The following is a 14,545-nucleotide window of genomic DNA, read 5'->3' as shown; positions in this document are numbered from 1 at the left end:
ACGGATCAATGACGGACAATCCGCCCGGAGCTGGGGACGCGTACGGCATGAGCAGCTGGGGGCTGCCGCCGCTGCGGTTGTGGGAGTGGGGGTGCGTACGTCTAGGAGGTGGGGGGTTTGATGTTTCCGGAGAATTGGGCGATTCGGCCGCGCTCGTCGAATGTCACCCGCATGATCGCGCCGCTCGGGTGGTGGCCGGTGACCGTTTCGTCGGCCTCCACCCGCCAGCCCTGCTGCTCCAGGAAGCTGACGACGGCGATGCGATGGTTCATCGGGAACGCCGAGATCGACTGGTTGAGCACGGTGATCGCGCGTTCCGGCGTGACCTCCTGCGGGGGCACGCCCTCCAGGTGGAAGAAGAGGGCGCCGCCGTCGTAGGGGCCGCGGTAATACGGCCGGCCGGTCAGGCCGGAAGCGATCAGCGCCAGCCGGTGCCCGTCGGCCCGGTCCAGGGGGAACGTCGGGTCGGTCAGCTCGGTGATGCCGGAGTTCTGGCCGTATTCGCGCAGCCAGCCGCCCAGGTGCAGCACGGTGGGCGGCAGGTTGCTGCCGGTGTTGGCCCACGCCCAGAGCCAGGTGCCGTCGCCGTGGCTCTCGGTGCCCAGCAGCTGGATGCCGAAGCGCAGGTCGGGGCCGAACGTCGCGCTCCCGGTGGGGATGTCGACCTGCCAGTCGCGCTCGCCGAGCAGGTCGGCGAGCGCCATCTGCCGCGCCATGGCGCTGACCACGTTGCGGCTGAACAGGTCGTCGAAGGCGGCGGTCATTTGTCGTCGGCCGCCGGCAGCGTGTCCATGAAGGAGCTGACCGAGAAGACCGCGTTGCCGGCTCCGGGCGGGCCGTAGCCGGGCGGGCTGGTCAGGCCGTTCGATTCCATCACCGCGCGGTACGTCTCCAGCAGCCGGACGTGGTATTCCAGCGGTGCACCCGCCGGGTTCATCTTGCCGAGCGGGGTGGTCGGCTCCGGGCACCAGGTGGTGAAGCGCGGGGTGATGCCGCGCGACATGAAGTATTGGAGGCCCTCGGCGGTGGAGTCGATCGCCTCGCTCACCGTGGTGAAGCCGAACGGCGCGGCCATCTCGATGCCGGCCACGAAGTTCGGGATGACGTTGCGCGGGCCGAACACCTCGGCCGACTCGAGGATGCGGCGGTGCCACTCCTCGCGGCCGACGTAACGCTCCTTGCCGGGGCAGTAGCGCTCGAACAGGTATTTGTCCCACACCTCGTAGTTCGGGTGGTAGATCTGGATCCCGTAGTCCTTGAAGCGCTGCACGTCCTCGCGGGGCAGCGCCTGGGCGACCACCTTGCCGATCCACCGGCCCGGGAAGCGCTCCTCGATCGCCTGCGCGTACCGCCCGTAGAAGTCGGCCTCGGCCAGCCCGTCGACCTTGCGGGTGATGCTGCCGCCGGTGAGCGTGTAGGCGGTGGAGGTCTGCGCCGTGTCGTACTTGTTGATGATCTCGAGCGCTTCGAGCACCTCGTCGACCGGCTTCACCCCGGTGTAGGGCCGCCCGGCCGCCTTGTGCTGGCGGTAGTTGTGGTTGATGTCGCAGTACTGGCACTCTTCGGTCGCCCCGAAGTACTGGCAGAGGCGGTAGGCCGTCAGGTAGATCAGATAGCCCCACTGGATGGTCGGGGCGACCTCCATGACCTGCTTGCCGTTCTCCAGGGTGTGCCGGTAGTACTCCGGCATCGGCGGCAGGCCGACCTCGGCGATCTCCCGGTCGTCGAGGTAGAGCTTCAGGCGGTTGTCCGCGTCGGCCTTCACCCGGTAGGGCGAGTCGGGGTTGATGCGCACCGAGACGACCGTGCGGCGCAGCTCGTAGGGCCCGCCGGTGAGCACGATCTCCTCCGGCGGCCGGCGCAGCGCGGCGGTGCCGAGCTCGGGCAGCGTCCGGTGGTCGAACGAGAAGATGAAATACGACTTCGGCTTGACGTCACCGTTCTCGTTGTCGGTCAGCGCCGAGTCGTCGAACGCCAGCCCACCGCGGAGCAGGTCTTCCTTGATGACCGCTTCCTTGGGCACGCCCGGGAATCGGCCCATCAGGTCTTCGACCAGGTCGGTCCGCGTCTGCATACGTCTCCTCGATCGTGCCACCAAGCTCCGAGTCCGAGACTACTTCTCAGATCCGCTCGGTCAGTCCCGAGGTGACGAACGTCCTGGCATGGTGCACGAGCGCCCCGTCCTCCGGCCCGTGCAACACCTGGACGACCTCGGCGACGACCAGCGTCGAGTCCCCCACCGGAAGCCGGTGAAGCGGCCGGACCACCAGCGCATCGAGGGCGTCGCGCAGCACCGGCTCCCCGGTCGGCAGCGTGCTCCACCCCTGCTCGGGCGTGAACCGAGGCCCACCCGAGCGAGCGAAGTCGCCGGCCAGGCCCGCATGCCGGGGCCCGAGCAGATGAACGACGTAACTGTCCGCCGCCAGCAGAATCGTCGCCGACCCGGTCCCCAACACCGAGAACGACAGCGCAGGCGGCGAGACGGAGACGGAGGCGACGCTGGACAGGGTCAGCCCGACGGGCCCGTCCGGCCCCGCCGCACTGACAACAGCAACACCGGTCGGATAACGACGAAATGCCGCCTTCATCTTCTCAGCCGTCGTTAGGTCCATTGGTTGACGCTAAAACCTAAACCCAAGTTCAAGTCAACCCAGAGTGGTACGCGTGACAACTCCCCCAACCGCAGCGGCGGCGGCCCCCAGCTGCTCAAGCCGAGGACCGTCATCAATCCGTTCGGGTGACGCGGCTCGTCGCGGGGATCGGCCATCGTGGCAGATATGGGGCAGCCGTCAGCCGTGAAGATCTTCGTGAGCTACGCCGGCCCGGACCGGCCGTGGGCGGAGTGGGCAGCCCAGCAGCTGGAGCGTGCGAGCTTCAAGGTTGAGCTGGACGCTTGGGACTGGTCAGCCGGCGACAATTTCGTCCTGCGCATGAACGACGCCCTGGCCCGGGCCGACCTGGTCCTGGCGCTGTGCTCGCCGTCCTACTTCGCGCGCGACCGCTTCACGACCGACGAGTGGGCATCGGTGCTGGCGGAGCGCCTCGACTCGTCGGGCCGGCGGCGGCTGGTCCCGGTGCGGGTCGCCGAGGTGACGCCGCCCCTGATCCTGCAGGCCGTGGTCACCCCGGATGTGTTCGGGATACCGGAGCACCAGGCCCGCCAGGTACTGCTGCAGGCTGTCACCCGGCCAGTGCGACCCGTCGCGGAGGTCCCGTTTCCGGGTCGCCCTGCCGAGCCGACGGACGGCATCCGCGTGCCCGGATCGCGGCCGCCAATATGGAACGTTCGGCGGCGCAACCCGGCCTTCACCGGCCGCGAACGGCAACTTGCCCACTTACGAGAGCAACTGTGCTCTGGCGACCGGGCCTTGGTTCAGGTGCTGCACGGCATCGGTGGCGTCGGAAAGACCGAGCTGGCCGTCGAATACGCCCACTTGTTCGGCAACGAGTACGACCTCATCTGGTGGATCCCGGCCGAGCGACCCGAACTGATCGGCGACCACCTGGCCGCCCTCGCTGTGAAGGCGGGCCTGATCGCCGCCGACAGCGCCACTCCGGCCGCGATGGAGGCGATCCATCAACATCTGCGGGGGCGCTCCCGATGGCTGCTGATCTTCGACAACGCCAAGCGCCGCGATGACCTACGCCCGTGGCTCCCGGACGGCCCCGGTCACCTGATCATCACCAGCCGCAACACGCTCTGGACCGGAGTCGCCCAGCCGGTCGACTTGGACGTTTTTACCCGCGCCGAATCGACTGCCCTACTGCAGACCCACCTGCCTGACCTCGACGACCAGAACGCGAACCGGCTAGCGCAGGCGCTCGGCGACCTGCCGCTGGCCATCGGGCAGGCCGCCGACATGCTCGCCGAGACCCACGTCCACGTCGACACATACCTAGCCGAGCTCCGCACTCACGCCGCCGACCTGCTAAGTGACGGGCAACCTCCGTCGGGGTATCCGGCACCGCTAGCTGCCGCGGTCACGGTCGCCGCGCAGAAGCTGGCCGCCGACGATCCGGTTGCGGGACAGCTACTCACCTTGTGCGCGCATCTCGGCCCGGAGCCGATTCCCACTGACCTGTTCACCGACTGGCCTAACGTGCTCCCGGCATCGCTGGCGGCCGTCGCCTGTCGACCGATCGCGCTGGCGCGTACCGTCGGCCAATTCGGTCGTTACGGACTCGCCCGACTCACCGAGACCGGCCCGCTTCTGCACCGCCTCACCCAGGCCGTCTTGCGCGACGTCGATCCCGACCCGGCCTCCGCCCGCCTCGTCGTCGACCGGCTTCTCATCGCCGCCAGCCCCAGGGATGGTACGTCTCCCGAGTGGTGGCCACGCTGGACTCAGTTGTTGCCGCACATCCTCGCCGCCAGTCCGGCCACCAGTGACAACGCTTCCCTCCGCTACACCGCCGACTCCGCAATCTGGCACCTATTCGCTCGCGGTGACACCCGCACCGCTCTTCCCTTGGCCGAACAACTACATGCCGAATGGACTGACCGGCACGGCCCCGACGACGCCAGCAGCCTCATGGCCGCCAGCACACTCGCCTTCGGATACCGCCAAGTCGGTCGATACCAGCAGGCTCGCGACCTCGACGTCGACACTTTGAGCCGGCGGCAACGACTCAACGGGGACGACCACCCCAACACCCTCGCCTCGGCCAACAACCTCGCCGTCTATCTTCACCAGCTCGGCGAAATCGAACGAGCACGTGAGCTGAACGAAGACACCCTCGCACGGCAGCGACGACTCAAGGGCGACGACCACCTCGCAACCCTCGCCTCAGCCAACAATCTCGCCAACGATCTACGCCGGCTCGGCGAACCCGAACGGGCACGAGAGCTAGACGAGGACACCCTCGCACGGCAGCGACGAATCCTGGGTGACGACCACCCCGACACCCTCACCTCCGCCAACAACCTCGCCAACGATCTACGCCAGCTCGGCAAACCCGAACGGGCACGAGAGCTAGACGAGGACACCCTCGCACGCCGGCGACGAATCCTGGGCGACGACCACCCCGACACCCTCACCTCCGCCAACAACCTCGCCAACGACCTACACCGCCTCGGGCAACACGAACGGGCACGACAGCTGGCCCAGGACGCCCTCGACCGGCGGCTGCGAGTCCAAGGCGTGAACCATCCCGACGCTCTCAAATCGGCCGTCCAACTCGCCACATACCTGCAAGCGCTCGGCGACCACGAGGGCGCTCGCAAGCTGGAACTGGACGCTCAGGCTCGTCGGCGACAAGCCCGGGGCGGTGACCAACCGCCACGTACAGACTGAGGGCTTCCCCATGGGGAAGGTCAAGGGTGGGCTTATTTCCAAGGTCGAATCGTTCGGCGGAAAGCAAGTCGGGTGGCCGACAGTTCGCTGAATATGCCCGGACGGGTGATCCGAATGCGACAGATGGTGGCCGAAGTGCGGGATCGGCGGCCATGCGCTGTCCGGATCGGCCGATGTGCAACTTGCGTCCGACACGATTAGGTGATTTTGCTCGCGCACAGGCGACCCGGGTGAGGGAGATGGTCACGGTGCCCAATGCAGTAATTTTCGTGCAGCCGGACAGGTTCGATGTCCATGCCGCACGCTGCCTCGACTACTGCGCTGCCATGCGCTACGAGGTGGCCGGCCTGATCTGCGGCGACTGGAACGCCGCACTGCAAATGCTCAAGGACGGTCTGGCCTCGGTCATCGTCGTGTCCTCGATGACTCAGCTGGACCCGCACCGGGAACCGCGGATCGAGGTCGTCCCCAAGCGACTGAAGGCCCGCCGCGCGGCCCGGCCCCGCCTGGTCGCGAAGGTCCCCACGCGCTGACCAGCGGCCTGAGCTCCCCGGCTCACCGCACATACCCCCGAGCGTAAATCCCCTCGACGCTCAGAAATGCCCCCGAAGACGGGCAAACTGCAAGGACCGCCGGAGCCGCCACTCCGGCACCCCTTAGTTCGACGACACCGCTTAATACGGGGTTAATGCGAGATATCCCGCGTTCGAGCCACGCTCCGCCGGATCTCGAATTCTCCGCCCGCGAAAGTCATCACCGGCGGAATTGCCCGGCTGAGCCGGCATCAATCCGGCCCGAGCCCGCATTAATGCAGCCCCAGTGCGCAAATCCCCAGCCTCCGATGGGGGCCGGGCACGACGGCTCAGTACAGTCTCTCCGGTGAAGTGGCACGAGAGGGAAGAGCGGGCATGACGAGCGCGGACACGGAAACGACCGGCACCGGCGGGGTGGATCCGGAGCGGCTCGCGGCCTGCCTGGCGGTCATGGCCGAGGTGGAGAAGCTTCCCCCGGAGCACCCGGACGCGGTGGCCCTGCGCCGAGCCACGGCCGGCCTGTTCAAGACGGCCAAGATGCAGCGCCGCCGGGAGCGGCGCGATGCGATCCTCTCCGCCGACCGCGAGGTCACCGAGGCCACGGCGACCGGCGCGCCCGGGCGCATCGACGACGAGACGGCCGGCATTCCGCTGCGTTCGAACGTCAAGGGCGCCAGCGCCGGGGTGCTGCTGCAGGCCCGCGGCTGCTACGTGTGCAAGCGGCGGTTCACCGTGGTCGACGCGTTCTACCACCAGCTCTGCCCGGAGTGCGCGGCCACCAACCACGCGAAGCGCGACGCCCGCACCGACCTGACCGGCCGGCGGGCGCTGCTGACCGGTGGCCGGGCGAAGATCGGCATGTACATCGCGCTGCGGCTGCTGCGCGACGGCGCGCACCTGACCATCACGACCCGGTTCCCGCACGATGCGGTCCGGCGTTTCACGGCGATGCCGGACAGTGCGGACTGGCTGCATCGGCTGCGGGTGGTGGGTCTCGACCTGCGCGATCCGGCGCAGGTGACCGCCCTGGCGGATTCGGTCGCGGCGCACGGCCCGCTGGACATTCTGATCAACAACGCGGCCCAGACGGTCCGGCGTACGCCGGGGTCGTATGCGGCGATCGCGGCCGCCGAGCGCCGGCCGCTGCCCGACGGCCCGCTGCCGGAGCTGGAGTTCTTCGGCACCGCCGGGGCCTCCCCCGCGGCGGTGCTGACCGACGGCGGCACGATGCTGACCCCGCAGCAGATCACCGAGATGGCGCTGACCGCCCGTTCGGCGGCGATCGACGCGGGCGGCCTGGTGCCGGACACGACGGCGACGAACAGTTGGAGCGACCGGGTCCACGAGGTCGACCCGCTCGAACTGCTGGAAGTGCAGCTGTGCAACGTGACCGCGCCGTTCGTACTGGTCAGCCGCTTGCGCGCGGCGATGACGAAGTCACCGTTCCCCCGCCGCTACGTGGTGAACGTGTCGGCGATGGAGGGCATCTTCAACCGCGGCTACAAGGGTGCCGGCCATCCGCACACGAACATGGCGAAGGCCTCGCTGAACATGCTGACCCGCACCAGCGCGGTCGACATGTTCGCCGACGGCATCCTGATGACCAGCGTCGACACCGGCTGGATCACCGACGAGCGCCCGCATCCGACGAAGCTGCGCCTGCACGAGGAGGGTTTCCACGCTCCGCTGGATCTGGTGGACGGCGCGGCCCGCGTCTACGACCCGATCGTGCGCGGCGAGGCCGGCGAGGACGTGTACGGCTGCTTCCTGAAGGACTACGCCCCGGTCGACTGGTAGCCGAACGCGGCGAGCCGCATCCCTGGCCGGGATGCGGCTCGCCTGGATGTTGCTGAGATCAGCTCTGAACGCTGACCGGTCCCGGAGGAACCGGAGTGCCGGTGCCCGGCAGGGTGGGCAGGGGAGCGCCCGGCGGGATGATCACCGGCGGACGGCCGGGGCCGCCCCACGGACCCGGACGCGGGCCACCCCAGTTACCGCCCCAGTTGCCGCCGCCCCAGTTGCCGCCGCCCCAGTTGCCGCCACCCCAGTTGCCGCCACCCCAGTTGCCCGGGTACGGACGCCAGCCGCCACCCCAGTTACTCGGGAAGTGGCCGCCCCAGCCGTGGCCCCAGTCGTCGTAGTCGACGACGAGCCGGTAACCGACGCTGCCGTGCCAGAAGATCCGGACGCAGTCGTAGTCCTCCCAGTAGCCGCGGTCCTCGCCGTACTCGCCGGCACGGTCGCAAGCCCGGTAGCTACGGAACACACCGACGGTACGGTCGCCGAAGCGACGCGCCTCGCTGGCGTTGGAACCCGACTTCGCCGTGCCCTGATCGCTGCTGCTCGCGGCCATCGCCGGACCGGCAGCCATCGTCACGCCAGTTACCAGCCCAAGGCCGGCCATGGTGAGAATTCGGGTAAATCGGTTCATTTCACACCTTCTCCTGACAAACGAAATGTCCCAACAAGGAGAACATGCTCACCGAACGTCACGGCTTGATTTCGCTCCGTGTAACCCGATGGTGGAAGAACTGACTCCCGCTACCCTTCGGGCAGAGCCCGGTAGGCCGGGCGCAGGAGGTCGACAATCGGGCGGCCCTGGTCCGCGATCAGTGGCGGGTCCAATTGGTCGAGGAGCGCATCAGGCCTGGTCACAGCCCCGGGATGGCCGCCGGTCGGGGCCGGCGGAGCGGTCTCGCCGCCCCAGAAGCCGGCCGGCTCACCAAGATCACCCGAAGGATTTTCCGGCGCGACACGCGAATGGACCTCAGCGTCGGCGGACGTCGAACCCACGCTCGCCCGCAGCTCCCGCAGGTGCAGCAACAACTCGTCCCGGGAGCGGCCGCGCCAGGCGAAGATGCCGAACGGATCCTCCTCGAAGGACCGGGCGAGCGCGTAACAGGTCGCCGCGAGATGGACACACGGCATCGGCCACCGCTCGCAGGAGCAGTCCATCGCGACCTCGTCGAGCGACAGCGGCACCAGGCTGAGCCCGGCCGCCGCGAACACCGCCCCGATCCCGGCCGGCATCCGCCCGCCGAGCAGGTCGGCCGCGAACCGCGCCTCGGCGACCAGGTCCTGTTCGACCCGGGCCCACTCGGCGGCGCCGAACGAGCGCACCGCGATCCGGGCACGGAACGACGTGGCGTCCTCGGGACCGCGCACGAGCGCCACCACGAGGCTGCCCGAGATGGTCAGCTGCCGGACGTGCCCGGCCCGCTCGTCGCGGCGGCCGCGGGCGAAGGTCGGCCCCATCCGCAGCGACTCGAACGTGCCGAGGAAGGCGAGGGCCATCGAGTCAGTCAACGACGGCCTCCGGTTCCAGCCGCAGCAGCGAGCGCAGCTCGGCGGTGTCCAGCGCGGTCAGCCAGCTCTCGCCGTTACCCACCACACGCTCAGCCAGCACCCCCTTGTCGACCAGCAGCCGGTCGATGCGTTCCTCCAGGGTGCCCAGGCAGACCAGGGTGTGCACCTGCACGTCGCGCTGCTGTCCGATCCGGAACGCCCGGTCGGTGGCCTGCGCCTCGGTCGCCGGGTTCCACCAGCGGTCCACATGCACGACGTGGTTGGCGGCGGTGAGGTTGAGCCCGGTGCCGCCGGCCTTGAGCGACAGCACGAAGATGCCGGGCCGCTGGTCGGCCTGGAACTCCGCGACCATCGCGTCGCGGTCGGCGCGCGAGGTGCCGCCGTACAGGTAGCGCACCGGCACCCCGAACCGGGCGGCCAGGTGCGGGGTGAGCATCGCCCCGAACTTGGCGAACTGGGTGAAGCAGAGCGCGCTCTCCCCCTCGGCGAGCGCACCGTCGATGATCTCCTCCAGGCGTTCGAGCTTGCCGGAGCGGCCGGGCAGCGCGGAGCCGTCGCCGAGCAGCAGCGCCGGGTGGATGCAGGCCTGTTTGAGCTTGGTCATCGCGGCCAGCACGATGCCCTTGTTCCACTTGTCCGTGCTCTCGGTGAGCCGGCCGGACATGTCGTCGAGGATCGCCTGGTAGAGCGTTGCCTGCTCGGTGGTCAGTCCGCACAGGTGCCGGATGTGCCGCTTGTCGGGCAGGTCGGTGATGACGGACGGGTCCGATTTGACCCGGCGCAGCAGGAACGGCCGGGTGGCGGTGCGCAGCCGGGCCGCGGCCTCCTCGTCGGCGTAGCGCTCGATCGGCACGGCGAACCGGGCCCGGAACGTGTGCGCGGACGCGAGCAGCCCCGGGTTGACGAAGTCGAGGATCGACCACAGCTCGGCGAGACGGTTCTCCACCGGTGTGCCGGTCAACGCGATCCGCACCCGCGCCGGGAACCGGCGCACCGCCTTGGCCATCACCCCGGCGCTGTTCTTGACGTGCTGCGCCTCGTCGAGCACCACCCTGTCCCAGGTGAAGGCGGCCAGCTCGTCGGCCGCCCGCAGCGCGGTCGCGTAGGTGGTCAGCACGATGTCGGCGCCCTCGAACTCGGGTTTCTCGCCGCCGTGCAGCACCCGCACGGTCAGCGACGGCGCGAACCGGGCGGCCTCGCGCTGCCAGTTGCCGAGCACCGACAGCGGGCAGATCAGCAGCGCCGGCCCGGCCCGCCGGTGCAGCAGCAGGGCGAGCAGCTGCACGGTCTTGCCGAGCCCCATGTCGTCGGCGAGGCACGAACCGAGCCCGAGCGAGTCGAGAAAGGCCAACCACGAGAAACCCCGGATTTGGTACGGGCGGAGCTCGCCGCGCAACTCCGCGGGCGGCGGCAGCAGCTCCAGATTTTCCTCGAGATCCCCGTCGAGCAGGTCGGCGAGCCAGCCCTTGCCGCCGACCGCGGTGACCGGCAGCGGCAGTTCCTCGGGCGGCAGCAGCCGGACCATCCGCAGCGCGTGGCCGGCGGTCATCGACCCCCCGCCACGCTCCAGGAACGTGAGCCCGGCGGCCAGCCGGACGGCGTCGAGATGCACCCAGCGCCCGCGCAGCCGCACCAGCGGAATCTTGGCCCGGGCCAGGTCGTCCAGCTCGGTCTCGGTCAGCACCCGGCCGCCGAGGGCGAGCCCCCACCGGTAGTCGACGAGGTGCGCGAGGTCGGCCGCCTCGTCCCGCAGCACCGGCGCGACCGGGTCACGTTCGCGCAGCTCGAGGGCGAGGCCGAGGCTCTGCGGCTCACGCCACCAGGCCGGCAGCAGCACGCCGTAGCCGGCCTCCTCCAGGATCGCGGCGTGGCTCAGGAACGTGTGCGCCTCGGCCGTGTCGAGGACCATGTCGACCGGCCGGGGCACCCGCAGGGCGGCGCCGAGCTCGGCGTAGAGCCGGGCCGCCCGGCCGAGGCCGCCGAGCAGCCGTTCCTGCGGGTGCCTGGTCCAGCGGCGCAGCGGGGCGTACTCGTCCTGCCAGATGTCGCTCGCGGTGACCAGCGCGCTCGGTTCGTCGACGGCCTGCAGGAGGAATTCGAGGAGCCAGACGTCGCGGCCGGGCGGCCGGGCCGCCGGGTCGGTGGCGTCCGGCTCCTCGTCGAGTTGTTGCAGGTGGCTGAGCCGGAAGCAGAGCCGGACGGCGGCGCCGGACGCGGCGTCGGCGTGCCACGCGTCGAGCTTCTCGGCCAGGTCGTCGGCCAGCGCGGGCGCGGCGGTGAATTCCGGTTCGCCGGTGAGGGCGGCCAGCCAGCCGGTGCCGATCTCGACACCGGCGAGGGCGAGCCGGGTGCGGACCAGGCCGTCGACGAGCCGGTGCAGGGCGGCGGCGAGGGTGTCGGCGGCGGGCAGCCCGGCCACGTCGCCGGGGCGGGCGCGTTCGGCCCGGCAGGCCGGCGGCATGCGGCGCTGCAGGTCGGCGTGGTGCACGGCGTCGAAGCCGGTGAGCACCGGCCGCCAGCGGGCGACCGGCCCGCCGGGCAGCACGGCCGGCAGCACCCGGCCGCGCCGCACCAGGTCGGCGGCGAAGGCGCACAGCTCGATCAGCCAGTGGACGGACGGCCCGAGCCGGCCGTCGAACTCGTCGGCGAGGTCGTCGTCGACGAACGGCACCTCGACGACCGGCACCTGCCAGGGCCGCAGCCGTGGGGTCCCGCGCCGGGGCGGCAGCCCGAGCTGCGGCGACGGCATCGGCCCGGCGCTGGTCGACGGCAGCATGAGCACCATCGGGGCGTGCGAATCGCCCACCGGGAGCCGGTCGACGGGCAGCGCCAGCGGATGCCCACCCTTCAAGGCCGACATATCCGATGTGTCGACCTCGCCCCACAGGCAGAGGGCCCCGTCCCGCGCGACGAACCCGTGCAGGACCCGAACCCCGACCTGGACCAGGGCGGTGCTCATCGCACGGTCCAGACGATGTCCGGCGGCCGCACGCGGGCACAGCGCGGCTCGCCGGCCGCATCCGTCAAGCCCAGTGACCCGACCAGCAAGGAATCCGAGAATGCCTGCCGCAGCAGAGCGGTCGGGATGTCGCCGAACAGCAGCTTCGCCCGCCGGAACATCTCGAACGACTCCCCCGAGACGTTCCCCCAGCTCAGATAGAGGAACCGAGCTCCCGGCCGGCCGTGCACGAACGGCCCGCCCACGTCGGGCAGCCCGTCGACCTCCCGAGAGTCGACCTCGAGCTCCCAGACCGCGGCCGGCGCCGACGCCGGCACCCGGTCGACGACGACAGACTTCCGCTGCACCCCCACGTGCACATTGCGCAGGCGCAACTCGTCAGCCACCGGGCCCGGGAAGGTGCCCGGCAGTTCTCGTCCCTCGATCCGGATCCGCACCCGACCGACAATAGGCCGGGCCTGTGACAAAACTCAGGAGTGATCGCGCACCCAGGCGTCGATCAGCCCGCCGAAGTGCCCGAGGAACTTCTCGTGCTCGTGCACCGGGTAGGTCGCCCGGACGGTCTCGCGCAGCAGCGACCGGAACTCCTCGGAGGTCACCCAGTCGTAGACGATCGCGTCCACGTTGCCCAGGTAGCGGTCGCAGAACTCCTCGTACCGGGCGGTCTCGAAGTACTCGTCGGTGAGCCGCCGGTACTCGGTCAGCTTCTCCGCGTACGACAGCGACGGGTCGTCGCCGATGGCGAAGTAGCGGGCGGTGTCGGTGTCGAGCGTCGGCTTGCGCTCGGTGACCACGCAGAACACCGTCCAGCGCAGCAGCGCCGACATCGCCCACGGGAAGTAGTAGTGCAGCGACGTGATCGCGACGTCCGGGCAGGCGTTGGCGTAGTCGATCGGGTGCACGTCGGTGCCGCGGACCAGCGACTCGCAGGAGTTGAACTCCCACCGGAAGAACGCGTTGACCAGCCGCGAGATGGTGACCACCTCGTGCCCGACGTCGGCGGTGAGGAACCCGTGGTCGACCTCGTAGCGGGAGTGCATCGGCTGCTCGGGCCGGAATTTCATCACCATCGTCTCCGGCCCGATGGTCAGCGAGCGGGCGAAGACGTCGTACCCCTCGACCGAGGCCTGCAGGTGCATGAGCCGCTCCCCCGACGCGTCGTACGCCGCGTGCAGCTCGTCGGTGTTACGGATCTTGGAGACGCCGACCCAGGCCCCGCCGTCGTAGGGCTTCATGTACATCGGGTAGCCGACCTGCGCCGCGGTGGCCTCCAGGTCGAAGGACTGGTTGTAGCGGGCCGCGGTGTAGGCGTACCGGCTGTTGTCGAGCGGATTCTTGTACGGCACCAGCACCGTCTCCGGCACCTTGAGGCCGAGCCGCATCATCGCGCAGTAGGCCGCGTGCTTCTCCATCGACTGGAACGTGAACGGGCTGTTCAGCAGGTACACGTCGTCCATCAGCGAGATCTTCTTGAGCCACTCGCGCGGGTGGTAGTACCAATAGGCGAGCCGGTCGATGACCAGCTCGTGCCGCGGCTTGTCGCGCAGGTTGAACGGCTCGATGGTGACCCGTTCGCTGACCGCCCGGTGGGTGCGCCCGTCCGGCCCCTTGATCACCCCGAGCCGGCGCAGCAGTGCCTCGTAGGCCCGGGGCCAGTCGTCCTCGGTGCCCAGCAACAGTCCGATGGTGTGCTCGACGTCGGCCACGTCGTCCTCCCGGGGGTTGAGCTACGGCCACACCCGCTGCAGCAGCGTGGTCAGATGCGGATCGAGGGTGTCCCGCCAGTTCGTCCAGTTGTGCCCCTCGCGGCTCTCCGCGAAGCTCACGTCGTACCCCTGCCCGCGCAGGGCGTCGGCCATGCTCCGGTTGTTGGCCAGGTTCTCCTCGGCGAGACCGCAGGTCAGCGTGGCCGGCACGGCCGGGCCGGACGAGGCCCGCCGGACCGCGGCGACGAACCGGATGATCCGCTGGTAGCGCGCGAAGCCGGACTCCTGCGCGTCGAACCGGTGCTGGAAGAAGCTGCCGGACTGCAGGAACAGCCCGGCGAACCGGGCCGGTTCCCGGCGCTGGGCGTGCAGCATGGCGAGGGCGCCGAGGCTGGCGCCGATCCCGACCACCGGCCGGTCCCCGGCGACGCGCGGCAGGATCTCGGCGGTCAGCGATTTCGCGTACGCCCGGGAGGCCGCATACCACTCCAGGCGGTCCCCGGCGGGCAGCAGCACGAGCCGGAACGGCGGCACCTGCCCGGCCGCCACGATCCCGGCCGCGAAGTCGCCGAGCGCGGCGAACTGGTCGTAGTCGGGCCCGTCGTGCACGACAACCACCCGATCGGTGGGGGTGGCCGGCGACCAGACCCGGGCGGTCAGCTCGACCTTCAGCAGGGGCGCGGGCAACCGGAGGTCACGCCACTCCCCGCGGGCCACCGCCACCCGTTCCATGCACGCACATTAACC

At 69.9% G+C, this 14,545-nt stretch carries 12 protein-coding genes; 3 read left to right on the top strand and 9 right to left on the bottom strand.

What is annotated here, in order from left to right; all coding sequences use genetic code 11:
- Positions 1–101: 101 nt before the first annotated feature.
- Genes Adu01nite_RS10755 through Adu01nite_RS10745 form a run of 3 tightly spaced genes read right to left on the bottom strand, consistent with a single transcriptional unit; the run spans position 102 to position 2,612 of the window.
- Positions 102–764, bottom strand: coding sequence for a DUF6882 domain-containing protein (locus tag Adu01nite_RS10755; protein WP_203726434.1), 663 nt, complete (start codon positions 762–764; stop codon positions 102–104).
- Positions 761–2,074, bottom strand: coding sequence for a radical SAM protein (locus Adu01nite_RS10750; RefSeq protein WP_203726433.1), 1,314 nt, complete (start codon positions 2,072–2,074; stop codon positions 761–763). The genes Adu01nite_RS10755 and Adu01nite_RS10750 overlap by 4 nt, the downstream gene beginning before the upstream one ends.
- Positions 2,075–2,120: 46 nt before the next feature.
- Entirely contained in the window at positions 2,121–2,612 is a 492-nt protein-coding gene (locus tag Adu01nite_RS10745) for a flavin reductase family protein (RefSeq protein ID WP_203726432.1), read from the bottom strand.
- Positions 2,613–2,795: 183 nt separating this feature from the next.
- On the opposite strand from Adu01nite_RS10745, the gene fxsT reads away from it, so the two are divergent.
- The 3 genes from fxsT to Adu01nite_RS10730 all read left to right on the top strand — a co-directional run bounded on the left by fxsT (position 2,796) and on the right by Adu01nite_RS10730 (position 7,624).
- On the top strand, positions 2,796–5,294 hold the full coding sequence (gene fxsT / locus Adu01nite_RS10740; protein ID WP_203726431.1) for an FxSxx-COOH system tetratricopeptide repeat protein: 2,499 nt from the start codon (positions 2,796–2,798) through the stop codon (positions 5,292–5,294).
- Positions 5,295–5,533: 239 nt separating this feature from the next.
- Positions 5,534–5,827 carry a hypothetical protein gene (locus Adu01nite_RS10735; RefSeq protein ID WP_203726430.1) on the top strand — a complete coding sequence of 98 codons (294 nt, stop codon included), beginning with the start codon at positions 5,534–5,536 and terminating at the stop codon, positions 5,825–5,827.
- A gap of 375 nt (positions 5,828–6,202) precedes the next feature.
- Positions 6,203–7,624 carry an SDR family NAD(P)-dependent oxidoreductase gene (locus tag Adu01nite_RS10730; protein ID WP_203726429.1) on the top strand — a complete coding sequence of 474 codons (1,422 nt, stop codon included), beginning with the start codon at positions 6,203–6,205 and terminating at the stop codon, positions 7,622–7,624.
- Between the two features lie 58 nt (positions 7,625–7,682).
- Here the strand turns inward: Adu01nite_RS10730 and Adu01nite_RS10725 are convergent, their stop codons facing one another.
- From Adu01nite_RS10725 to Adu01nite_RS10700, 6 genes are all read right to left on the bottom strand, one after another.
- Positions 7,683–8,258 (bottom strand): hypothetical protein, encoded by a 576-nt coding sequence (locus Adu01nite_RS10725; RefSeq protein ID WP_203726428.1) that lies wholly within the window; start codon positions 8,256–8,258, stop codon positions 7,683–7,685.
- 110 nt (positions 8,259–8,368) lie between these two features.
- Positions 8,369–9,133 carry an SWIM zinc finger family protein gene (locus Adu01nite_RS10720; RefSeq protein WP_239132287.1) on the bottom strand — a complete coding sequence of 255 codons (765 nt, stop codon included), beginning with the start codon at positions 9,131–9,133 and terminating at the stop codon, positions 8,369–8,371.
- Positions 9,126–12,092 (bottom strand): DEAD/DEAH box helicase, encoded by a 2,967-nt coding sequence (locus Adu01nite_RS48420; protein WP_203726427.1) that lies wholly within the window; start codon positions 12,090–12,092, stop codon positions 9,126–9,128. Before Adu01nite_RS48420 ends, Adu01nite_RS10720 begins: the two co-directional genes overlap by 8 nt.
- Positions 12,089–12,529 carry a DUF5990 family protein gene (locus Adu01nite_RS10710; RefSeq protein WP_203726426.1) on the bottom strand — a complete coding sequence of 147 codons (441 nt, stop codon included), beginning with the start codon at positions 12,527–12,529 and terminating at the stop codon, positions 12,089–12,091. Before Adu01nite_RS10710 ends, Adu01nite_RS48420 begins: the two co-directional genes overlap by 4 nt.
- Before the next feature lie 33 nt (positions 12,530–12,562).
- Entirely contained in the window at positions 12,563–13,798 is a 1,236-nt protein-coding gene (locus Adu01nite_RS10705) for an ATP-grasp domain-containing protein (RefSeq protein ID WP_203726425.1), read from the bottom strand.
- A 21-nt stretch (positions 13,799–13,819) separates the two neighbouring features.
- Positions 13,820–14,530 (bottom strand): alpha/beta hydrolase, encoded by a 711-nt coding sequence (locus Adu01nite_RS10700; protein WP_203726424.1) that lies wholly within the window; start codon positions 14,528–14,530, stop codon positions 13,820–13,822.
- Between the last annotated feature and the right edge of the window lie 15 nt (positions 14,531–14,545).

The sequence above is a fragment of the Paractinoplanes durhamensis genome, from assembly GCF_016862175.1.
GTDB classification, from domain to species: domain Bacteria; phylum Actinomycetota; class Actinomycetes; order Mycobacteriales; family Micromonosporaceae; genus Actinoplanes; species Actinoplanes durhamensis.
The sequence above is the reverse complement of the archived record's forward strand: the minus strand, read 5'-3'. Positions and strand labels throughout refer to the sequence as shown.